General features: G+C 74.3%; 20 protein-coding genes. 6 read left to right on the forward strand and 14 right to left on the reverse strand.

The genetic code is table 11. The features are described from left to right. Window positions 1-78 precede the first annotated feature (78 nt). Entirely contained in the window at window positions 79-1,149 is a 1,071-nt protein-coding gene (locus G339_RS35515; RefSeq protein WP_033324521.1) for a mechanosensitive ion channel family protein, read from the forward strand. On the opposite strand, the gene G339_RS0127735 is transcribed toward G339_RS35515, so the two are convergent. Further along, window positions 1,136-1,735, reverse strand: a complete 600-nt coding sequence (locus G339_RS0127735; protein WP_019634326.1) for a TetR-like C-terminal domain-containing protein — start codon at window positions 1,733-1,735, stop codon at window positions 1,136-1,138. The genes G339_RS35515 and G339_RS0127735 overlap by 14 nt on opposite strands. 112 nt (window positions 1,736-1,847) lie before the next feature. Here G339_RS0127735 and G339_RS35520 point away from each other — a divergent pair, with 112 nt between their 5' ends. Next, entirely contained in the window at window positions 1,848-3,236 is a 1,389-nt protein-coding gene (locus G339_RS35520) for an MFS transporter (protein WP_084693444.1), read from the forward strand. Here G339_RS35520 and G339_RS0127745 read toward each other — a convergent pair. The 11 genes from G339_RS0127745 to G339_RS0127790 all read right to left on the reverse strand — a co-directional run bounded on the left by G339_RS0127745 (window position 3,233) and on the right by G339_RS0127790 (window position 16,421). Beyond that, the gene (locus G339_RS0127745) at window positions 3,233-3,793 is read right to left on the reverse strand and encodes a 3'-5' exonuclease (RefSeq protein WP_019634328.1); all 561 of its coding nucleotides are present in this window, start codon (window positions 3,791-3,793) and stop codon (window positions 3,233-3,235) included. The two genes, G339_RS35520 and G339_RS0127745, sit on opposite strands and share 4 nt — an antisense overlap. Window positions 3,794-3,839: 46 nt before the next feature. Further along, complete coding sequence (locus G339_RS0127750) at window positions 3,840-4,544, reverse strand: lysophospholipid acyltransferase family protein (RefSeq protein WP_019634329.1); 705 nt, start codon at window positions 4,542-4,544, stop codon at window positions 3,840-3,842. Between the two features lie 93 nt (window positions 4,545-4,637). Next, entirely contained in the window at window positions 4,638-6,125 is a 1,488-nt protein-coding gene (locus G339_RS0127755) for a hypothetical protein (RefSeq protein WP_019634330.1), read from the reverse strand. A 73-nt stretch (window positions 6,126-6,198) separates the two neighbouring features. After that, complete coding sequence (locus tag G339_RS0127760; RefSeq protein ID WP_019634331.1) at window positions 6,199-6,828, reverse strand: GOLPH3/VPS74 family protein; 630 nt, start codon at window positions 6,826-6,828, stop codon at window positions 6,199-6,201. Further along, window positions 6,825-7,079: a type II toxin-antitoxin system antitoxin gene (locus G339_RS0127765; protein ID WP_019634332.1), complete on the reverse strand. Its 255-nt coding sequence runs from the start codon at window positions 7,077-7,079 to the stop codon at window positions 6,825-6,827. The genes G339_RS0127760 and G339_RS0127765 overlap by 4 nt, the downstream gene beginning before the upstream one ends. 4 nt (window positions 7,080-7,083) lie before the next feature. Beyond that, window positions 7,084-8,001, reverse strand: coding sequence for an SPFH domain-containing protein (locus G339_RS0127770; RefSeq protein WP_019634333.1), 918 nt, complete (start codon window positions 7,999-8,001; stop codon window positions 7,084-7,086). A gap of 106 nt (window positions 8,002-8,107) precedes the next feature. Continuing rightward, complete coding sequence (locus G339_RS0127775; RefSeq protein ID WP_019634334.1) at window positions 8,108-9,652, reverse strand: MFS transporter; 1,545 nt, start codon at window positions 9,650-9,652, stop codon at window positions 8,108-8,110. A 54-nt stretch (window positions 9,653-9,706) separates the two neighbouring features. After that, on the reverse strand, window positions 9,707-12,802 hold the full coding sequence (locus tag G339_RS0127780; protein ID WP_026341835.1) for an ATP-binding protein: 3,096 nt from the start codon (window positions 12,800-12,802) through the stop codon (window positions 9,707-9,709). A 147-nt stretch (window positions 12,803-12,949) separates the two neighbouring features. Further along, window positions 12,950-14,458, reverse strand: a complete 1,509-nt coding sequence (locus G339_RS40090; protein ID WP_240489919.1) for a tyrosine-type recombinase/integrase — start codon at window positions 14,456-14,458, stop codon at window positions 12,950-12,952. Further along, window positions 14,341-14,673: a helix-turn-helix transcriptional regulator gene (locus G339_RS41155; protein WP_420804505.1), complete on the reverse strand. Its 333-nt coding sequence runs from the start codon at window positions 14,671-14,673 to the stop codon at window positions 14,341-14,343. The genes G339_RS40090 and G339_RS41155 overlap by 118 nt, the downstream gene beginning before the upstream one ends. A 500-nt stretch (window positions 14,674-15,173) precedes the next feature. Further along, a complete protein-coding gene (locus G339_RS0127790; RefSeq protein ID WP_019634337.1) occupies window positions 15,174-16,421 on the reverse strand; it encodes an NsdA family TPR-like regulatory protein in 1,248 nt (415 codons plus the stop codon). Window positions 16,422-16,676: 255 nt separating this feature from the next. On the opposite strand from G339_RS0127790, the gene G339_RS0127795 reads away from it, so the two are divergent. The 3 genes from G339_RS0127795 to G339_RS0127805 all read left to right on the forward strand — a co-directional run bounded on the left by G339_RS0127795 (window position 16,677) and on the right by G339_RS0127805 (window position 18,083). Beyond that, a complete protein-coding gene (locus G339_RS0127795) occupies window positions 16,677-16,943 on the forward strand; it encodes a hypothetical protein (RefSeq protein WP_019634338.1) in 267 nt (88 codons plus the stop codon). After that, window positions 16,940-17,437 (forward strand): hypothetical protein, encoded by a 498-nt coding sequence (locus tag G339_RS0127800; protein WP_019634339.1) that lies wholly within the window; start codon window positions 16,940-16,942, stop codon window positions 17,435-17,437. Before G339_RS0127795 ends, G339_RS0127800 begins: the two co-directional genes overlap by 4 nt. 307 nt (window positions 17,438-17,744) lie before the next feature. After that, window positions 17,745-18,083, forward strand: a complete 339-nt coding sequence (locus tag G339_RS0127805) for a hypothetical protein (RefSeq protein WP_157408049.1) — start codon at window positions 17,745-17,747, stop codon at window positions 18,081-18,083. 627 nt (window positions 18,084-18,710) lie between these two features. Here the strand turns inward: G339_RS0127805 and G339_RS0127810 are convergent. Continuing rightward, window positions 18,711-19,070, reverse strand: a complete 360-nt coding sequence (locus G339_RS0127810; RefSeq protein ID WP_019634341.1) for a hypothetical protein — start codon at window positions 19,068-19,070, stop codon at window positions 18,711-18,713. 451 nt (window positions 19,071-19,521) lie between these two features. Between G339_RS0127810 and G339_RS39175 the strand changes: the two genes are divergently transcribed. Beyond that, window positions 19,522-19,788, forward strand: a complete 267-nt coding sequence (locus G339_RS39175; protein WP_157408050.1) for a hypothetical protein — start codon at window positions 19,522-19,524, stop codon at window positions 19,786-19,788. A gap of 300 nt (window positions 19,789-20,088) precedes the next feature. Here G339_RS39175 and G339_RS38225 read toward each other — a convergent pair whose 3' ends face one another. Then, entirely contained in the window at window positions 20,089-21,999 is a 1,911-nt protein-coding gene (locus G339_RS38225; RefSeq protein WP_019634342.1) for an SNIPE associated domain-containing protein, read from the reverse strand. Window positions 22,000-22,038: the final 39 nt, after the last annotated feature.

Below are 22,038 nucleotides of genomic sequence, written 5' to 3' on the forward strand. Positions count from 1 at the left end.
CGCCGACGTCATTACGATCAAGATCGTCGGAAGCCGCCCGTACCGGGCGGAGTACCAGGACGAGGAGTGATTCCCCCCATGCCTGACTCGGTGGACTGGAGCCGGGTGATCGCCGCCGCGGTCGTCGTGGCCGCGGCGCTGGCCGTCGCGATCGTGCTGCGCGTCCTGTCGGGGCGGCTCACCCGGCGCGCGGGCGACACCCGGTGGGCCTGGGACGACCTGCTGGCCCGGCTGCTGCACGACCTCGCGCTGCCGCTGGCCCTGCTCGGCGGGCTGTGGGTCGCCGCCGAGGTCATGGAGCCGTCCGCGCGGACGCTCGACTACACCGGCAAGGTGCTCACCGCGATCACCGTGATGGTGGTGGCGCTGGCGCTGGCCCGGCTGATCTCCGGCGCGGTCGCGTCCGTCGCGCACGCCCGGCAGGGGCCCGCCGCCAACACGACGATCTTCGCCAACATCACGCGGGTCGTGGTCGTCGGCATCGGCGTGCTGATCATGCTGCAGAGCCTCGGGGTGTCGATCACGCCGCTGCTCGGCGCCCTGGGCGTCGGCGGCCTGGCCGTCGCGCTCGCGCTGCAGGACACGCTCGCGAACCTGTTCGCGGGCGTCCACGTGCTGGCGTCCAAGACGATCGAGCCCGGCGACTACATCCGGCTGAGCACCGGCCAGGAGGGCTACGTCGTCGACATCAACTGGCGCAACACGACGATCAAGACGCTGTCGGACAACGTCGAGGTCATCCCGAACCAGCGGTTCTCCGACACGATCCTCACCAACTACCACCGGCCCGCGCAGGACATGTCGCTGCTGATCCAGGCGCAGGTGCCCTACGACGCCGACCTCGACCTGGTGGAGCGGCTGGTGGTCGAGGTCGGCGCCGAGGTGATGGGCGAGGTGGACGGCGGCGTGCCCGACGCCGAGGTGCTGGTCCGCTTCCACACCTTCGGCGACTCCAGCATCCGGTTCACGGTCATCCTGCGGACGCAGGAGTTCGGCGACCAGTTCCGCATCAAGCACGAGTTCGTCAAGCGGCTGCACCGCCGGTTCCGCGACGAGGGCGTCGGCACGCCCTACCCGACGCTGCGGCTCGACCCGGCGGGCGGCGCGCCGGGCGGCCCGCCGGGCGGCACGGGCGTCAAGGTCGGCTGACGGCCGCGTCCGGCGCGGCGACGGCGCGGAGCACGATCTCGTCCACGACGAACACCAGGCCGTCGTCGTCCATGATCTCGCCGCGCGTCATGTACCGGTAGACGACCATCGCGGGGCCGACGTCGGCCATGTCGCGGGTCGCCGCGCCCGGCCGGACGTCGCCGCGCTCCGCGCCCGCGCGCAGCGTCTCGTACAGCAGGTCCTTGACGGGCCGGATCAGCCGGCCGTGGACCACGTCGTGCATGACGCCGACGCCGTCGGAGTCCTCCTTCAGGACGCGGAACGCCGCGCCGTTGCAGGTCCCGAGCGCGTCGCGGAACCGGCCGAGCAGCTCCAGCAGGTCGCCGCGCAGCGTCCCGGCGCGCGGGGGCTCGGGCGGCGGCGGCAGCTCGTGCCGCAGGGCGTCCCCGATCAGCTCCTCCTTGGACGACCAGCGCCGGTAGAGCGCGGCCTTGCCGGTGTGCGCGGCGGCGGCGACGCCCTCCATCGTGAGCCGCCGGTAGCCGACCTCGACGAGCTGGCCGAACACCGCCGCGAAGATCGCCGCTTCGAGGTCGGCGCCGCGCCGCCGGATCGGGCCGCTCATCCCCGGCGCCCCAAGGTAGTGAACGATCGCGTTCCCTTTTTCGTGTCGCGGTGGTAACTTGCCCTCATAGTGAACGAACCCGTTCCTTAAATCATTCCGTGCGGAGGTCGCAGTGCCGACTGTCCCGACGGGAAGGACCACCGGTCGGCAGGCCCCGCCCGGCGTTCCGTCCCCCCTCCATCATCCCGGACTCGCCCTCGCGGCGATCGTCGGCGGTCAGCTCATGATCGGCATCGACACGTCCGTGGTCACCATCGCGCTCCCCGACATCGGCCGCGAGACCGGCCTGTCCACCGGGGGCCTCGCGTGGGTCTTCAACGCCTACATGATCGCGTTCGGCGGGCTGCTGCTGCTCGGCGGTCGGGCCGGCGACGTCTTCGGCCGCCGCCGCGTGTTCGTCGGCGGCATCGCGGCGTTCACGCTGGCGTCCCTGCTCGGCGGGTGCGCGCCCGGCGGCGGCGCGCTCGTCGCCGCCCGCGCCTTCCAGGGGCTCGCCGCCGCGTTCTGCGCGCCGAGCGGGATGGCGCTGATCGCCGCGCTGTTCGACGGCCCGGCGCGGGTCCGCGCGCTCAGCCTCTTCTCCGCCGTCACCGGGGTCGGGGGCGCGCTCGGCATGGTCCTCGGCGGCGTCCTCACCGAGGCCGCGTCGTGGCGGTGGGTGTTCTTCGTCAACGTGCCGGTCGGCGCGGTCCTCGCCGTGCTCGCCGCCCGCGTCCTGGCCGAGACGCCGCGCCGTCCCGGCCGGTTCGACGCGGCGGGCGCGCTCGGCTCGGTCGCCGGGATGACGGCCCTGGTGTACCTGTTCATCCGCGCGGGCGACGCGGGCTGGTCGGACGCGCGCGTCGCCGTCGCCGCGGCCGCCGCCGTCCTCGCGCTCGGCGCGTTCGTCCTGGTCGAGCGGCGCGCCGCGCAGCCGGTCGTGCCGCTCGGGCTCTTCCGCGACCGCAACCGCACGGCCGCCTACCTGGTGCAGTTCCTGCTGATCGCGGGGCTGTTCGGCGGGAACTTCTTCCTCACCCAGTATTTGCAGGACACGCTCGGGTACGGGCCGCTGCGGGCGGGCGCGGCGTTCCTGCCGATCGTCCTCGCGCAGTTCGCCGTCGTGCGGACGGTCCCGCGCCTGCTGCCGAGGCTCGGCGCGAAACCGCTCGTCGCGGCCGGAAGCCTGCTCGTCGCCGCCGGGTTCGCCTGGCTCGCGCTGCTGCCGGACCACGCCGGGTACGCGACCGGGCTGCTGGTCCCGTTCGCGCTCATCGGCGGGGGCGCGGGGATGTCGGTCATGCCGCTGAACGCCGAGATCCTCGCCCGCGTCGAGCCCACCGAGGCGGGCGCGGCGTCCGGCGTCTCCCAGGCGATGCTGTGGTCGGGCGGCGCGGTCGGGTCGGCCGTCGTCGTGACCGCGCAGTCCGGCGGCGCGACGGCCGTGTTCACCGTCGCGGCGGGCTTCGCGGCGGCGGCCCTCCTCATGGTCGCCGCCGTGCTGCGCCGCGCGGCCGCCTAACCCGCGGCGGGCCAGTCGCCGCGCTCCACCAGCTCCAGCACGAGCTTGGCGATGTTCCACGCGTCGTCCACGCCGCTGTGGTGCCGCCCCTCCAGCTCCATCCCGCTGCCGCGCAGCGCCGCCGCCATCCCGAGGCGGCGGCGCAGCCCGCGGCTCGCGGCGTGGACGGCCTTGGCGTTCACGTGCCGCGCCTCGAACGGGTACGGCACGCCCGCCCGCCCGCACTGCGCCTCGAACTGCTTGCGGTCGTAGTCGCCCCAGCTCGCCCACAGCCGCGAACCGGAACGGTGCTCGCGCTCCAGCAGCGCGCACGCCTCGCGGAACGAGACGCCGGTGGCGACCTCGGCCGGCGTCAGGCCCGTCAGCTCGGTGCAGAACGCGCTGACCTCGGAGCGGTCCGGCCGGACGAGCACCCGGTGCCGCCCGACGCGGCGGCGGGCCGCCGGGTCGACGACGCACAGGCCGATCTCGATGATCTCGTTGTGCTGCCCGGGCGGGACCGGGCCGTCCCAGCAGGTGGCCTCGACGTCGATGACGTTGATCAGGAGATCGTCCATGACGGCCGACGCTAGCCGCCCGGGTCCGGGCGGTACGACCGGTTTTTCAGGCCGCGCGGCGGGTCTCGCCGGATTTCGGGGGACGGGTGCCGCGGCGCGGCGCGTAGGCGTCCACGTACTCCTGGCCCGACAGGGCGTGGATCGCGCGCATCACCGCGTCGGTCAGCTCGCGGGCGTCGTCGGGGCCGTAGCCGGCCGGGCTCAGCGGGCGGCCGATCCGCACGCCGACGCGGCCCGGCCGGGGCACGGCACGGCCCGGCGGCTGCACGCGGTCGGTGCCCGCCAGCGCGACCGGCACGATCGGCGCGCCGGTCCGCAGCGCGAGCCGCGCCACGCCCGTGTGGCCCCGGTACAGGCGGCCGTCGGGGGAGCGGGTGCCCTCGGGGTGCAGCGCGAACACGCCGCCCGCGTCCAGCACGCGCGCTCCCGCGTCCAGCGCGGCCTGCGCCGCCGCGCCGCCGGACCGGTCCACCGCGATGGCCCCGACGCCCCGGAAGAACGCCGCCATCGCCCGGCCCGCCGCGCCCGGCCGGGTGAAGTACTCGTGCTTGCCGAGGAAGAACACCTGCCGCGGCATCACCAGCGGCAGCACGAACGAGTCGCAGAACGCCAGGTGGTTCGCGGCGAGGATCACCGGGCCCGACGCCGGGACGCGCTCGCGGCCCTCGACCCGGGGCCGGAACGCGACGCGCAGCGCCGGGCCGAGGACGACGTGCTTCATGAGCGGGTAGATCAGCGTCGCGGAGTCCATGTATCGAGCGTAGGAACGCGGGCGCCGCGCCCGCGGTGCCCGCGCATAACAAAGCGGACCGTCCGGACTTTGTAGGGTTCCGTACTTGCCCGGTCAGCCGCCGGCCAGGGCGCGCAGGCGGCCCCGCAGGTCGTCGTCGGGCTCCTCCGCGAGCGCGCGGCGCAGCGCGTCCGCCGCCTCGGGCGGCCGGGCGTCGCCCCACGCGTCCAGCGTGCGGGCGGCGGCGTTCCGCGCGGACGTCACCGGGCACCGCAGCGCCGCCGCCACCAGCGGCCAGCCCAGCCCCGGATGGCCGTCGAGCGCGTCGACGACCGCCCCGAGCGCCCGGTGCGGCGCGTGGTCCGGGCCGACGCCGAGGGACGTGCCCGGGCCCGTCGCGATCTCCGCCAGCGGCAGGACCTCCGCCGCCCACGCGATCAGCGGCGCGGCCTCCGCGGTGTCCGCGCCGCCGAGCGCGCCCACCCAGTGCTGGACGGCGAACGGGTCGTCGCGCAGCCGCGCGGCGTGCGCGGGCCGCACCGGGACGCCCAGCAGACGGCCCGCCTCGTCGCCCCGGTAGAACAGCTCCGGGTCCGGCGACCGCAGCGCGGCCGTCGCGAGATCCGGCCACTCGGGGCGGGCCAGCACGGCGTCCGCCGCGCCGACGAGGCCCGGCCAGTGCGCGGCGGCGTGGTCGCGCAGGGCGTGCGCCGCGAGGTAGTGGCGCAGGTCGGCGGGGGCCGCCGCCGCGTGCCGCAGGTACCGGCCGGTGGCGCGCTCGCCGTCGGCGTACCCGGCCATGCCGATCATCGGACCGCCGTCCGTCGCGAGGGCGGTGAGGATTCCGGCGGCGGCCGCCATGAGCTCCGCGTCCGACCCGGCGGCGGGCGCGGCGAGCGCGTCCGCGAGGCCGCCGGTCTCGGCGGCGATCCCGGCCAGGTACTCGTCCATGACGTCGTTGCGGAAGCCCTCCCGCAGAATCCAGTCGCGCAGCTCCGGGTTCTCCGTCGCCGACAGCCGCTCGACCAGGTGGACGCGGCCCCAGCCGGTGACCCGCCGCGCCAGGTCCCACAGCACGGCCTCGGGGTCGCCGTCGCCGTTGCCGAGCGCGACGGCCGCGAACAGCGTGAACTCGTCGTGCCGGCCCAGCGTCAGCAGGACGTCGCGGTGGTGGGACGCGTCGAACATGCCGAGCAGCGCGATGCCCGCCTTCACCGCCTCGCGCCGCGCGGACCGCGTCGCCAGCGCCATGCCGAGGCCGTGGATCAGCTCGGGGTCGTCCGCCTCGGCGCGGACCCGCGTCAGCAGGTCCTCCACCAGCGCGACGACGCTGACGTCCGCCACGGCCTCCTCGACGCGCGCGGGCTCGCCCGACAGCACCGCGGCGACGACCCGGTCCACCTCGGCGGGGTCGGCCGCGCCGCCCCAGTGGTGGGTCAGGACGCCGTCGCGCGCGCCCGGCGCCCACGGCGTCGTCTGCTCGGCGTCGTCGGGCAGCGCCTCGCCGCCGTCGCGCAGCCCCGGCCCGTCCGGGCGCAGGTGGGCGCGGATGTGGTCGTGGATGGAGGTCGTTCGCGCGTCCTCGCGCCGCCGTCGAAACATCCGGACAATCTACGGACGCGGCGTCCGGGCGGACACCGGTTTTTTCCGATCCGCCCGGTTCGCCCGGCCCGGGTCAGCCGCCCGCCGTGGTCACCGCGATCTGCTGCGCCCGGATCGCCTTGTGGACCGCCGGGGCCGCCGGGCCCGACCGGGCCGTCAGCTCGGCGATGCGGCGCCTGTGCCGCCGCCGGTCCGCGCGCGGCAGGACCGTGGACAGCTCGCCCGCCGCCGCGAGCGCCACCGCCGCCGCGTCGTAGCTGTTGACGTGCGCGACCGGGCGGCCGCGCAGCGCCGCCGCGGCCCCGCCCCACAGCTCCTTCACCACGCGCGGGTCCTTGACCGTCACGCGGTGCCGGGGGAACAGGCCGAGGACGCGCGTGGAGCGGACGCGAATCCAGCCGTCGCGCTCCAGCTCCTCGCGGACCGTCCGCACCATCGCGCGGCTGTCCCGCCGCACCCAGTGCTGCCAGCTCTTCGGGCGGCCCGCCGCGAGCTGCGCGAGAACGCCGTACGGGTCGTCGCCCGGCGTGCCGGGGACGGGCCTGCCCTTCTCCTCGACGATCCGCCCGTCGAGGAACAGTTCGGTCAGCGCCGCGCCGCGCAGGACGTAGCCGAGCCTGCTCCCGCCCGTGATCCGCTGCTTGCGGACGTCGTAGGCCAGCAGGAACATCCGGTCCGGGAGGGTGTCGGGCGTCGTGGTCATCGGTGGTCCTCTTCCCCGTCGTCTCCGTCTTCGTTCTCCGCGGCGGGCGCGTCGCCGGCCTTGCGGGGCCGCCCCGGCCGCCGCATCCGGCCCGCGGAGCCGGGCATCCGCCCGGCGTCCGCCAGCGCCCGCCGCAGCAGGAACTCGATCTGGGCGTTGGTGCTGCGCAGCTCGTCGCCCGCCCAGCGCGCGAGCGCGTCATGCACCGCCGGATCGAGCCTCAGCAGGATCTTCTTGCGCTCGGTCGCCACGGGGTCACTGGTAGAGCGAGCCGGTGTTGACGACCGGCTGGGCGTCCCGGTCCGCGCACAGCACCACGAGCAGGTTGCTGACCATCGTCGCGCGGCGCTCCTCGTCCAGTTCCACGACGTTCTCGCTGTCGAGCCGGTCGAGCGCGAGCTGCACCATGCCGACCGCGCCCTCCACGATCCGCTGCCGCGCCGCGACGACCGCGCCCGCCTGCTGGCGGCGCAGCATCGCCTGCGCGATCTCCGGCGCGTACGCCAGCCGCGTGATCCGGGACTCGATGATGCGGACGCCCGCCGACGCGACGCGCAGCGCCAGCTCCGCCGAGAGCTGCGCGGTGATCTCGTCGGCGTTGTCGCGCAGCGAGACGCGGTCGGCCGCGTCGTAGGGGAAGCTGCCCGCGATGTGGCGGACGGCCGCCTCGGTCTGGAACGCCACGAACTCGACGAAGTCGTCCACCTCGAACGTGGCGCGCGCGGTGTCCTCGACCTGCCAGACGACGACCGCGGAGATCTCGATCGGGTTGCCGTCCAGGTCGTTGACCTTCGCGGTGCCGGTCTCGTGGTTGCGGATACGGGTCGAGATGCGCTGCCGGTCGGAGATCGGGTTGACCCAGCGCAGGCCGTCCTCGCGGACCGTGCCGGTGTAGCGGCCGAGCACCTGCACGACGCGCGCCTCGCCCGGCGCGACGGCGGTGAGGCCCGCGCCGAGGACGAGCCCGGCGAGGACGAGCAGCACGCCCACCACCAGGCCGATCCCGAGCCCGACGCCGCCGGACGACGCCAGCGCCCCCGCGACGATCACGATGATCCCGGCGAGCACGGTCAGCAGCGCGATGCCGAGCATCCGCCAGCCGCCCGCGTTGCGGGCGGGGCGCTCCACGATCGTCGGGCGGGGCATCTCCACCCCGGTGTCGTTCTCCGTCATGGCGTCCTCCTCGGTGTGTCATCACCAAACTAGCAAAGTGATATCACTTTTCCAAGGGGACGGCGGAACCCCCGTCCGGCGGGACGGGGGCTCGCCGCTCGCGGGGTCAGGCGACGAGGACCGGCTCTTCCTCCGCCGCCGCCTCCTCGATGACCTTCGGGACCGACCGCAGCGTGACCAGGGCCGTCAGGCCCACCAGCACCGCGAAGCACGCGCTGAGCACCAGGGACGCGTGCATCCCGGCCACGAACGCCGACCGGGCCGCGTCCAGCAGCGCCCCCGCCGTCCGCGCGGGCAGGTGCGCCGCCGCCTCCACCGCGCCCGGCAGCGAGTCGCGCGCCGCCGACGCCTGCGCCCCCGACAGCCCCGCCGGAAGGTCCAGCGCGTTCCGGTACGCGTAGTTCAGGACGCTGCCGAGCACCGCCAGGCCCAGCGCGCCGCCCAGCTCCGTCGCCGTCTCCGAGATCGCCGACGCCGCGCCCGACCGCTCGCGCGGCACCGACGCCAGCACCGTGTCGCCCGTGACCGTCATCGCCAGGCCCATCCCGACCCCGGACAGCACCATCAGCACCGCCAGCACCCAGTAGGACGTGCCCGCGTCGACCACCGTGAACGACGCGAACGCCACCGCCGACAGCGTCATGCCGACCGCCACCGTCCGCGCCCGGCCCACCGCCGCGATCAGCGGCGGGGCCAGCGCCGCGCCGCCCGCCATCGCGCCGAGCGCGCCCGGCAGCCCGGCCAGGCCCGCCTTCAGCGGCGACCAGCCGAACACCATCTGGAACAGCAGCGAGAAGATCAGCGACTGCGCGACCAGCGCGAACATCGCGAACAGGTTCGCCGTCACCGACCCGGTGAACGCGGCGCGGCGGAACAGCGACAGGTCCACCAGCGGCTCCGCCAGCCGCGTCTGCCGCCACACGAACGCCGCGACGCCCAGCACGCCGACCGCCGCCGCGGCCTCCACGCGGACCCCGAGGCCGTGCGTCGCCGCCTCCTTCACCGCGTACACGACGCCGAGGACGCCCGCCGCCGACAGCGGCACGCTCGCCACGTCCAGCCGGCCCGTCACCGCGCCGGGCGCGTCCGGCAGCACGAACAGGCCCACGACCAGCACGAACACCATCACCGGCACGTTGATCAGGAACACCGAGCCCCACCAGAAGTGGGACAGCAGCGCGCCCGCCAGCACCGGGCCGAGGCCGACCGCCAGCCCGCCGACCGCCATGAACCCGCCGACCGCCGCCGTCCGCTGCTTCGGATCGGTGAAGACGCGGCGGATCAGCGACAGCGCCGACGGCATCAGCGTCGCGCCCGCCACGCCCAGCAGCGCCCGCGCCGCGATCAGCAGTTCCGCCGACCCCGCGTACGCCGTCACCGCCGACGCCGCCGCGAACACCGCCGTCCCGATCAGCAGCAGGCGCCTGTGGCCGATGCGGTCGCCGACGCCGCCCATCGTGATCAGCAGCGCCGCCAGGGCGAACCCGTAGGCGTCCGAGATCCACAGGATCTGCGTCGCCGACGGGCCGAGGTCCGCGCTGAGCCGGGGGATCGCCTGGTTCAGCGCGGTCATGTCTACGTTGGGGACCAGCGACACCAGCGCGCACAGCGCGAACGTCGCCCACTTGCGCGCGGCCGAGTACGTCTTCATGGGCGCAAGCGTCCGCGACGGCGCTGACCGCCCGCGCACCGTCCGCTGACCGCGTCACTCCAGGGCGGTGCGCACCACCTCCTCCGTGGTCAGCGCCGCGCCGCGCGCCCACTCCCGCGCGAACCGCTCCGCGCCCAGCTCCGCCCGCACCGCCGCCTCGACGTCCCGGAACTCCGGCTCGTCCGGCGGGACCGACCCCGCCGGGACCGTCGACGCCCCCAGCAGCAGCGCCGCGCGCTCCGCGTCGCCCGCCAGCAGGGCGACCTTCGCCATCCCCGCCACCGCGCCGCCGCGCGCGGTGAAGATCGGATGGTCCGTCGAGATGCCCAGCGCCTCCCGGAACAGCGCCGCCGCCCGCGCCGCGTCGCCCTCGCCCGCGACCACCCAGCCGTACCCGACCAGCGCGCCCATCCGGGCCGCGTCCGCCAGGTACCGCTCCACCGACCGCAGGCCCGCCAGCGCCTCCTCGTACCAGTGCCGCGCCGCCGCCAGGTCGCCGCGCGCCCGCGCCACCACGCCCAGCCCGTCGTAGGCCGCCGACACCTTGTCCGGCGCGCCCGCCCGCCGCGCCAGCGCCGCCGCCCGCCGGTAGTCGGCCTCGGCGTCCGCCGCCTCGCCGCCGCGCCGCGCCAGGCCCGCCCGGCGGCACAGCAGGTCCGCCGAGTCCTCCAGCGCGCCCAGCTCCTCGGCCGCCGCCAGCGCCTCCGCGAGCAGGTCCCGCGCGCGCTCCCGGTCGCCCGCCGCCTCCGCGAACATCGACAGCGGATCGAGGGTGTTCGCGATGCCCCAGCGGTCCCCGACCGCCCGGAACGTCGCCAGCGCGTCCTCGCACAGCCGCGCGCCCGCCGCGAAGTCGCCCCGGAACTGCGACAGGAAGCCCTCGCTCATCATCAGGACCGCCTCGGTCCACGCGTCGCCGTCGGGGAGCTGGCGGACGAACGCCTCCTTGTCCGTGCGGTCCGGCCCGGCCGTCAGCGCCCACAGCACCATCGACGCCGGGTACCCCAGCGGCCGGTCGATGCCCGCCATCACCTCCTCCGCCCGGTCCAGCCACGCCACCGGGCCGCCCGCCGCCACCGCGTTCGCGGCGCACATGACGTACTCCTCCTCCAGGCCGTCCGGGACGTCCGGGCCGAGCGCCGCCATCAGCTCCGTCGCCAGCGCCCCGCCCTCGACGCGGCCGCGCAGCCACCAGTACCAGGACAGCGCCGCGACCAGCGGCAGCGCGGTCCGCGGCTCGCCCAGCGACCGGCGCAGCGCCGCGTGCAGGTTCGCGTGCTCGGCGACCAGCACGTCCAGCGCGGCGAGCTGCCCCGCGCCGCGCAGCGCCCCGTCCGTCCGCCGCGCCAGGCCCAGGAAGAACGCCGCGTGCGCCCGCTCCAGCTCCGCCCGCTCGCCCGCCTCCGCCAGGCGCTCCTCGCAGAACGCCCGGATCGTGTCGAGCATCCGGAACCGGGCGCCGTCGGACTGGACGAGCGACTTGTCGGCCAGCTCCAGCACCAGCTCGTCGATCTCCGGCAGCCCGCAGACCTCCTGCGCGGTCTCCAGCGTGAACCCGCCCGCGAACACCGTCAGCCGCCGCGCCGCCACGCGTTCCTCCGGGCGCAGCAGGTCCCAGCTCCACTCCACGACGCCGCGCAGGGTCCGGTGCCGGGCCGCCGCCGTCCGCTCGCCCCGCGACAGCAGCCGGAACCGGTCGTCCAGGCGGGCCGCGACCTCCCGCACCGGCAGCGACCGCAGCCGCGCCGCCGCCAGCTCCACCGCCAGCGGCAGGCCGTCCAGCGCGGCGCAGATCCGGACGACGTCGCCGACCGTCTCCCCGTCCACCGCGAAACCCGGCCGGACCGCAGCCGCCCGGTCCCGGAACAGGCGCACCGCCGGATACTCCAGCGCCGTCGCGGCGTCCGCGCCCGCCGGGGGCAGCTCCAGCGGCGGCAGCGGCCGCAGCGTCTCGCCGGTGATGCCCAGCGGCTCCCGGCTCGTCGCGAGGACGCGCAGCAGCGGGCAGGCCGTCAGCAGCCGGTGCGTCAGGTCCGCCGCCGCGTCGACCACGTGCTCGCAGTTGTCCAGGATGAGCAGCATCTGCCGCCCCGCCAGCGCCGCGACCAGGCGTTCCACGCCCGTCCCGGCGGCCCGGCCGCCCGGCAGGATCGCGTTCTCGCGCAACCCCAGCGCCCCGAGCACCGCCGTCGGGACCTCCGCGCCGTCGCCCAGCGGGGCCAGGTCCACGAAGCACGCCTCGCCGCGCTCCCGGCGCGCCGCCTCCACCGCCAGCCGCGTCTTGCCCGCCCCGCCCGGCCCCAGCAGCGTGATCAGCCGGGACGCCGCCAGCGCCGCCCCGATCCCGGCCAGCTCCTCGTCCCGGCCGACGAAACTGGTCAGCAGCGCGGGCAGCGGCGCGCGCTCCGGGCGGCCGGTCCGCCGCTCGCCGCGCAGCACCGCCAGATGCGCCTCCGCCAGCTCCGGGGACGGGTCCGCGCCCAACTCGTCGGCCAGCCGCGCCCGCACCCCCTCGAACTCCGCCAGCGCCTCCGCCTGCCGCCCCGCCGCCGCCAGCGCCCGCACCAGCAGCGCCACCGCCCGCTCGCGCAGCGGATGCGCGGCCAGCAGGTCCCGCAGCCCGTCGACGACGCCCGCGGCCTCGCCCAGCAGCAGCCGCGCGGCGGCCAGGTCCTCCAGCGCCGTCAGCCGCGCCTCCTCCAGCCGCGCCGCCTGCCCCGCCGCGAACGGCGCGGCCACGCCCGCCAGCGCCGGGCCGCGCCACAGCCCCGCCGCCGCGCCCAGCAGCTCCGCCGCCCGCGCCCCGTCGCCCGCCGCCAGCGCCCGCCGCCCGTCCCGGGCGAGCCCGTCGAACCGCAGCGCGTCCACCTCGTCCGGCTCGGCCGCCAGCCGGTACCCGGCCGCGCCGCCCGCGACCAGCCGCGCGTCGCCGAGCCCGCGCCGCAGCCGCGACACCTGCGACTGCAGCGCGTTCGCCGCGCCGTCCGGCGGGTCCTCGCCGTACAGCCCGTCCACCAGCCGCCCGACCGGCACCGGCCGCCCCGCGTCCAGCGCCAGCAGCGCGAGCAGCGCCCGCACCATCGGACCGCCGACCGGCACGTCCCGCCCGTCGTCGACGACCTCCACCGGACCGAGAACCCCGTAATGCATGCGCCGATTCTCGCCCATCCGGCGCACCCCCGCCGAATCCGCCGCGGCCTGTGGATAGCGCGTGTTGTTGGTGTTGGGGGCCTGTGACCAGGTCGAACGCGCTTGTTTGGTGTGGTTGTGGGTTGGCGGCCCGCAGGTGGCCCGCGTCTAGGAGGCGTGTTTGGGCTGGTCAGGTGTGGTCCACACGGTGTCCAGGATTGCGTTCGCGGCTTCTTCTTCGCCGTCGAGCCAGTGCGCGTAGGTCGTGTAGAGCTGGGCGACGGAGTGTCCGAGGCGCCGTGCGGTTTCGATGGGGGACACGCGGTTGGACAGGAGCACCGACGCGCAGCCGTGCCGCAGGTCGTAGACGCGCTCAGCCACACCGGCGGACAGTTCGGCCGGGGTCAGGGCTGCGTGTCGAGCGCGCTGCCACGCCCGCCGGTAGGCGTCGCCGGGAACGGGGGGACGGTTGGTCTTGGTCTTGGTCTCGTGCCAGAACACGCGCCCGTCGGGCGCGGTCCCGTACTGGTCCAGGTGGGAGCGCAGGGCCGCGACCAGGACGGGCGGGATCGGGACCGGGCGGACCTCACCGGGCGCACGGTGCTTGAGTTCCCGTTCGGCGTGCCGGTCCCCGTCGTCGGTCCACTCTTCGCCGACTTCCGGGCGGCTTGCGGCCAGCATGAGCCGCCCCCAGCCCGACGCGGGAAGGTCGCAGTCCCCGACCCGCAGCGCCCGCGCCTCAGCGGGACGGCACCCGGAGTAGTACAGGACCGCGAAGAACGCCGACAGGTGCCCCCACCGGCCGGGAACGGCGTCGATGATCCGCTGCGCCTGATCCAGCGACGGGACGCGGCGCGGGTCGACCCGGTCGCTCGTGCGCTTGCGGCGGGTCTTGAGCCCGGTCAGCGGATTGACCTTGAGCGCGCCCAGTTCCACCGCGTGATCGAGCAGCGCGTGAAGCGTGCTGCGGCGGACACGGAACGTCGCACGCGCCGCCGCACGGCCGTCCGCGAGCCGCGACAGCGCCGCCAGCACATCCCGCAGAACCGCAGGGTCGGCGAGATCGGCGACCGGACGGGAGGTGTCGTCCACCCACCGCAGTGCCGAGGCGATGTCGTCGGGAGGTACGGCATCCCACGCGGGAGGACGAAGCCCCCACTGAGTCACCGCGCGGCCCATCAGCGCCGCATCGGGCGCACGCTTGGCCCCGCGCTTGGGCGTGCGCACGGTCACCAGCACGGCGGAGGTCAGCCCCCGGTTCAGGGCCTTTCGGGTGTTCGCCGAATCATCGGCCCAGCGGCTTTGGATGAACGACCGCGCGACCGAGTACACCGTTTCGCGGCTGCGCTCCCACGCCAGCGGCTTACCGGTCGAGGTCGAGAACACCTCACCCTTCCGCGCCGCCGTCACCAGCTTGGCGCGGAACGTCTCCGCCAGCGCCGACGTCAGGAACGACCGCCCGAACGTCGAGGTGTCCACCCGCCACCGCACTTCCCAGGGCTTGCGGCGACCGGCCCGCTTCCGCGTCGCCCAGAACTGGATATCCTGCGATTCCAAGGTCACGCCTTCCTGTGTGTTTCGAGCTGCCCCAGCCATTCTACGAAATCGGCGCGGGAAATGCGGATCTCCCCATTCGGCAGCCGATACCACGCCGGACCCTTGTCGGTCGCCAGCCACCGATATACCGTAGAACGAGGCACCCGCAACTCTGAGACGACGTCGGCGACACGCATAGGGTCCACCGTGCCCACAGACCACACCCCCACAGAAACCGAATCCGGCCCGCACGGGCCACGGGAAAACACGCGCGCCACCATGACCGGCACCGGCCATTCTTTCAACGGAAATTCACTTGACACCAGCCGGTTGATCATTTCCGCAAAGTGCGGCATCGGGGCCGGCTCCGTCCCACAAACCCCCACCCCCCACCCTTAATATCGCGCCGCATTCGCGGCCCGTGCCTTTTTAATGCGCCATTGTCCGCTGAAACTGCGCTTCATGTCGCTGGCCGGGGCCGGGCGCGACGCCCCGCTCATTATCGGAGCGCCGCACGCGGCGCACTCATCTCCGGAGCCGAGCCGCACCGCTCACCACCGACCACCCTTCGGTCAACGCCACGCGCAGACCCAGACCGCCGCATAGCCGACAACAGCCCCCAGACGGCAGAGAAGGAGCCGCTGACGCGGCCCGCTCTCTTCAAAGTGACCTTCATCCACCAACACCGACACCGCCGCGCAAGCACGCGCCTACGAACCACCACGACCACAACTCACACCACACCGACCAGATGAACCGCCCTAAAGGTCTTCCCAAGCCACAATGCGCCCAAACGAATCGTTGCCGAAAAGGTGCCTGGAGGAACCGCCATCACCGGACCAGTGCAGGGCGAACCTCAGCACACCGCTGTACCAGCCCGAAGCGCGTCGCCCAGTTCGATCACATCCGGTTCGTGGGGAAAGCGCGCTGACATCGTGCGGTAGGTCCGCGTGATCTCTTCCATGCCTTTTTGGTCCCCCGTCCGCGAGATCACGCGCAGCGCGGCCCGGAGGATGGCGACGGCCCCCGACACCTCGCCGCTTGCGAGCAGCGTGGCGGCGACCCGAACGCGGTGTGCGGCGACCCATGCCGATTGCCGGACGTCGGGCGGAAGCGCATCTAGGCCAGTCGAGATGGTGTCTGCGGCGGCGGCATACTCGGCCGGTTCCTCTGCGAGATATGCCAGGATTAGGCCGCGTTGCGCGGTAAGGTACTCGGCCCCGTAGAAATACAGCCCGTCAGGATCGCCTGACCCGCCTCGACTCAAGCTCTCTTCCGCACGGCCGACCGCGCGCAGTGCCTCTTGCTTCTCACCCATGATCGCCAGCGCGCGCCCGCTTTGTTGTATAGCAACGGTGCGGGTAGCGGGGGCTGTCGCCAATCCGGCCGCCGCCTCGGACAGCGACGCCATATCGCTCACATCGCCGGTGACCCAGGCCAGATGACCGCGCATGGACAACGCGGTCGCGGCACGGTCGTCGTCCTGTGCTTGCATCCCCAGGCGTAGGGCTTGGTCATAAAGCGTACTCGCGCGGTCGTGATTACCGACGGCCGTGTTCAGCCAACCCACGAATTGCGCTGCATCCGAAGCGGTGTACGCAAGGGTTCTCGCCTTTAGTCCGCGTGTCTCTTTGAGTAGCCGCAGCATCAGTGCGAGGTTTTCCGTTGCCGCTCCGATGACAGCTTTAGCGCCTAGCAAGTCTTCGATGCGCCGTTGGCCTGCGAGCGTCGCGGCGACGCTATCGACCACCGCACCATCGACGCGCGCGGGATTGCGGGCGGCCATGACAAGCCGCTCACGTTCATCCGGATCGCTCGGGAAGCGCGTCGTTGTCGGTACTTCGACAGCCGGGACCGAGCCGAACAGGTCCGCTTCGGGAAAGTCAAACACGCGGGCGTACGCGGCCCGATAACGCGCATCGGTGAGTTCGACGCCACCCGATTCCCACCGCTTGATGTACGTCACGAACGAGGAAACCTCGGGCTTTTGGTGGTCGTCCACCGCGTCATGCAGGAACCGCGCCATCCTGCGCACGCCCCAACCGCGCCGCTCCCGCTCAGCCCTCAACCGCGTCGCCTGTGCGCGCCGCGCGTCGTCGGTCATGGGGAACACACCTTCCACTACCGCCGATGTCCCCTGGGAACACGGCCCCTGTTCCCCATAGTGCCCTCTTGGTCTGTGGCGTGTGACGCGGTTTGGCTGGTGAAACGAACGACCCGCCCGACGTTCGGAGCGTCGGACGGGCCTACGGAGACACCGACTGCGAGGAGTCGATCCCCCGATGGCCAACCACACTACGACTCGCATCTCACGATGCTGGGACGCTCCCGCTCACAACGCCCAGAACGAGTGCGACCGGTGAAGGCGGGACACATCGGCCACACCGAGCCGTTGCCGGGATACCGGCCGCCGGTCGGACGTTGGTTCGAGCCGTACCTCACCCGAGACGGGGTATGGCGCTGCAATCTTCGCGCGCGGCTGTCATGGGCCGAACGCAACGCCGGACTCCTGTCGGCCGTCGTCGGCGCTTCGCTGGACGCCGTGCGCGAGCTGATGGCGCACGAGGACGAGCGCGCCGCCCGGATCGCAGCGGTGCCCGCGTCGCGCCACAGGGAGACGGCATGACCGACGCGCACGTCTGTACCCCGTACTGCTTCTACTGGCCGAGGACCTACTGTCCGCTGTCGGGCGGGTCGGAGGGCGGAACGCCCGAGGAGACGCCGGGCGACGCGGCGAGCGACGGCCCGACCGACTTGACGTTCGCGTTCGACTTGGTGTCGGCCGCCTACCACGAGGCGATGCGGCGCGCGGGGATGCTCACGGGCAAGGTCTACGAGGTCACCGCCTACGCGCGGAGCACGTTGCGGGAGGCACTTGCGACCGTCGAGCGAAGGACGCCGTACCGCGTCGTCCTCGCCGACGAAACCGTTCACGTACGCGGCGTCGCGGCTGAAGCCGAGGCTTGCCCGGTGGACGACGGGGGAGAACCGCTCAGCTTCCACGACGATCTTTCAGCGGCGGTGATGTCAGCGTTGCGAGCGGCGGGCCGACGCGGCGTCGGGCTGTGCCCGGACTGCTCACGCGCCGCGAACCGCGCGCATGTGGAACGCGGCTCATGATTGCGGCGCAGCGGCCGTACCCGCTCTGCGGATGGCACGTCACCGCCTCCCAGTGGTGCGACATCTGCCGAACGTTCTCCCGATGCCCGCACCCGCCCCCGCCGCCACCGGAGCGGTGACCGGCGTCCCCAGCAGCACGCCCGCCACCTGAACACCCGCACCCCGGCGCGGGCGGCCGGGCGGAAGGTCAGCCACCACGGCCGCGATCACCGCACGCCCGCACACGCCCGACACACCCGACCCGACACACCCGACCCGACACACCCGACCCGACACACCCGACCCGACACACCCGAAAGGACCGCACATGCCCACCGGCCGATACCGTCTCATGATCAGCAAGAGCGTCGTCCACATCGCGGGCATCGGCACCGGCAGCACCGGCCGCCGCAGCGTCTACTACGACCAGCTCTCCCGATGCCCCGGCCTGCGCAAGACCCACTCCAAGTGCGAGGACGGCGGAGAGTTCACCGACCTGGCCACCGCCCGCACCCGCGCCGCTGCCGTCGCCAAGGCCAAGCGCCGCAAAGTCTGCGCCTACTGCGACGAAACCGCCGAAGCCCACATGAGCGTCGAGGCCCTCCGCGACAAGACCGGCACCACGCCCCCGACCCAGCACACGACCGAACGCCCGCCGTCCCGCTGACCCCTTCGAGCAACACCCCGACACCCCGCACCACCCGCTGCGGCCCCCTACGCCGGGCACCGCTCGAAGGCCCCCACCACTCGCACACCCCCGAGACCGGGACCGTGCGAGCACCAAGCGCGGCCCCCGGACACCCGGAGGGGAGGCGTCCGGGGGCCGCACCCGCGAGTGTGTGAGAACTTTCCCTACTACATCAAGCCACTGGCGTCCCCGCGCGGTCGGGCGCTGCGCGCCCTCCCGGCGGCGTCCGCGAGTGGGGAGCCGGACATCCCCCACAGGGCGACACGCGTTCGCAGCAGCCCCGTAGAAGAACCACGAGCCGCCGTCGTGGCGTCCCGGCCGCATCGCTCCCCGCGACGGCCGCCCGCTGAACGCGGCGGCGTCGCCGGGTTCGCTCGCGGCCGGGACGTCGGCCGCCGCGCCGATCACGGCTCCGCCGGATCGGCCGCGCCGGACCGGGACGCCTCGCTCCTGGCCGCGCCGAGGCTCCGCCCCGGCGCGCCGTCGCGAGCGCCCGCCCGCGCGCCTCCCGGCGGCCGTGTCGGCGCGTTGCCGCCACCCGTTCGCGGCGGCCCCGACCTCCGCGCCGCTCACCGGACGGCCCGCCGGTCGCAGCCGACCAGTCCGCTACTTTGACCGCCCCACCGTCTTGGGAAGGTTCTGCCGCCGCGCCTCCGACGCAATCGCGTTGGACGACCGGCCGAAGCGAGTGACCAGGTCAGCCATCGGCGTCCCCGCCAACCACGCGTCCCGCAGGTCCTGTTTCTCCTGCGGGAGCCACGGACGCCCATGCGAACTGTTCGCGCCCCGCAAGCGCTCCGTCCGCGCCGCCGCCCCGTGGTCGATCACCGCGATGTCGTCCGCATCCCCGTCGTACACCGCCCGGCCCTGCGCATCGACCAGCACGACCCGCACGGCGGTCTGGAACGTCAGTTCACTCACCGTCGCCCCACCGTGAGTCACCGGCCGCTTGAACTTCACCCGCATCACGTGCCTCCCGGCTCCCGCCCGCGCATCGTCGGCCACCAGTCATACCCGCCCCATCAGAGCACCAAGCTGTGGTGACCGACTCCGGCAACGTGGCACGTGCAGGGGTTCCCAACCAACCCCGACCACCCAGCCCCTTACAGCCGAGCCGCTACGCGGCCAGCGCCCGAAAGAGCGTGTGCGACCCGGCCCCCCGAACAACCGCACCGCCGCGCGGGTACCACTCCGCGGTGGGGATCTCCCCTGGTTGCTGTGGCTGCCGGGGGCGGGGGCGGGCTTGCGCGGGGACCCCGCCGGAGGGCTGCACCGGGGCACTTCGCGGGCAGGCAGGTGCCGCCCCGGAGCCCCGCGAGGCTAGCAGCCCTCCGCCCCGCGCAAGCCCGCCCCCGCACCCCTTGAAACGCGCGCCCCTGCGACACTGAACACCCCAGCACCGCCCGCAGGAGCCGCCATGACGCCCGACGACATGACCGCCGAACTCCGCCGCGCCGGATCACTCAGCGTCCCCGCCCGAGACGACGCCCACGCCGCCGCCCTCCGCCAAGCCGGACGCGCAGCCGGACGCAAACTAGGCCGACCCGTCATCACCCGCGCCGGACGCGGCGTCGTCCACGTCGCCCTCACCGACTGGCCCGCCAACGAACTCGAAGCCCGCTTGAGCGAGAGCCGCGCCAACAACGCCCTAGACCGCGCCGGATGGGGACACCACCAGCCCTAACACCACGGGCCGTAGCCCGCGCATGGCCCGCGCATGGCCCGCGAACAACACACACCAGCGACCACCAGTCAGCACCAGCCAGACAAGATCACCCCGAGGCCGACAAACACCCAGGTCACAAGCCCGGACACAGACCGGGGCCGACCCCCTCCGCCGAGAGGACCGGCCCCGGTTTTCCTGTGGAAAACTCCCCGCACCCCGGGAACAACCGGCAGGTCGCCCCCGTTCTACCTAGTGCGCCCCAGAGGCGTCACGCGGTGCGGGGACCACCGGGGGGATGGCTCCCCGCACCGCCTCTGCTCACCCCTCCCTGGGCCGGGGGCTCGCGCGGAACTCCGGCGCCTCGGGGACGTCGCGGTACTCCACCAGATGGTTGCCCGCGACCCGCGCCAGCACGTCCCGCACCTCCGCGGGCGTCGCGTAGAAGAACTCGCGGCGCGTGTTGACCCGGTTCACCCGGCGCTCGGCGAACTCCCGGTGCAGGCGCGTCTCCAGCGCCACGGCGTCGTCGCTGAAGATCAGCGCGTGGACGTCGAAGCGGAACGGGACCGACGCGTCGCCCAGCTCCCGCACCCGGTCCATCGGCTCCAGCCGCCGCGTCATGCCGATCTTCACCATCTCCGGGCCGAACGCCCCCAGGTTCGAGATCACGTAGACGTACCCGGCGCGCGTGTTCGCGGCCCGGCCCTCGACGCTCGTCAGCGCCGACTCCACGTCGTCCAGGCGCTCCCGCAGCTCCGCCGCCCCGGCCGCGTCGCCCTTGGCCTCCAGCCGCGCCAGCGCCGACTCCACGTGCGACCGCTCCTTGAGCAGGCGCGCCTTCTCCCGCTCGTACTCCTTGCGGGCCTTCTCCTCCTCGCGCTGCCGCTCCCGCTCCGCGCGGACCCGCTCCCGCTCCTCGTCCACCTTGGCGAGATGGTCGGCCGTCAGCCGCAGCTCGCGCCGCCTGACCTCCCGGTACTGGGCGCTGACGCGGATGTCCATCGTCCGGCCGAGGCGCTCGATGGTCTGCGCGGTCCTGTCGAGGCGGTCCAGCGCCGACTGCAGCTTGTACGGGCGCATCGTGCGGACCAAATTGTCGGCCTCCGCGTTGAACGCGCGCAGCATCAGCTTGGAGAAATCCTTCACCATCGTGCGGCCCTGCGCGTGCGACCCGTTCACCGACCAGCTCGTGCTGCCGACGACCGCGCGGCCCTGCCGCGCCAGCGCCTTGATCTCGTCCTTCACCTCCGCGAGCCGCGCCTTGTACGCGACCGCGTCGGCGAGGGGGTGCTCGTACTCGTAGACGCCCGCCTCCTGGAGCAGCGCGACGTCCCGCGTCTCGACGATCTCGCGGCGCGCGGCCGTCAGCCGCGCCTCGTGCGCGTCGGCCTCCGCGCGCGTCGCGGCGGCCTGCTCGCGCAGGCCCGCGACCTCGGCGGCGAGCCGCATCGGCTCCAGCAGGCCGAGCCGGGCCAGCTCGGCGGTGAGGCGGGCGTTCTCGGCCTCCAGCTCCTCGATCCGCTGCCGCCTGCCGCCGAACATCGGCCGCCGCTCGCCGCCGGACGGGGCCGGGACCGGCGGGACGGGCTGCGGGACGGGCTGTGGGATGGGCTGTGGGATGGGCAGAGCGGCAGGCGGGACGGGCCGCGGCGCGGGCACCGGCGGCGGCCCGTCCGCGACCCAGAACTGCCAACCCGCCGGGGGCGGCGGCCACGACGGGTCGGGCCGCCACCCGGCCGGCGGCGTCCACCCCGCCGGCGGGACGGGCCAGCCGGGCGGCGTCGCCCACCGCCAGGACGGCGCGCCCGCCGGCGGCGCGGGCAGGGGCTCGGGCGGGGGCGCGAGCCGCGCGCGGACGAGCGCGAGCAGCGCGTCCGCGTCCCGCTCCGGGACCTCCCCGAACTCCGTCCGCGCCCCGTCCGCCCCCACCAGGACCAGCAGCCGCCGCCCCGACGCGCACACGCGCGCCTCGACCGCGGCCGTCTCCGCGAGCGCGGCCGTCCGGCACGGCCCCACCTTGGCGAGGTCGGCGGCCGCGAAGCCGAGCACGCGCCGGTCGGTGACCGCCACGTGCGTGAGCGCGGGCGCCGGGTTCACCGCCGTCGCGAGCCCGGCGACGGCCTCGCCGGGCCGCAGGAAGAGGCCCACCAGGCGCAGCAGCCGCGCGCTGTCGTCCCGGTCGACCTGGCAGCCGAGCAGCGGGGGAGCGGGGGCGTCCTGAGTCGTCATCGTCGCGTGGTTCCGTTCGTGAGCACCGGGGGGCGGCGT

This window comes from Actinomadura atramentaria DSM 43919 (genome assembly GCF_000381885.1).
Lineage (GTDB): Bacteria > Actinomycetota > Actinomycetes > Streptosporangiales > Streptosporangiaceae > Spirillospora > Spirillospora atramentaria.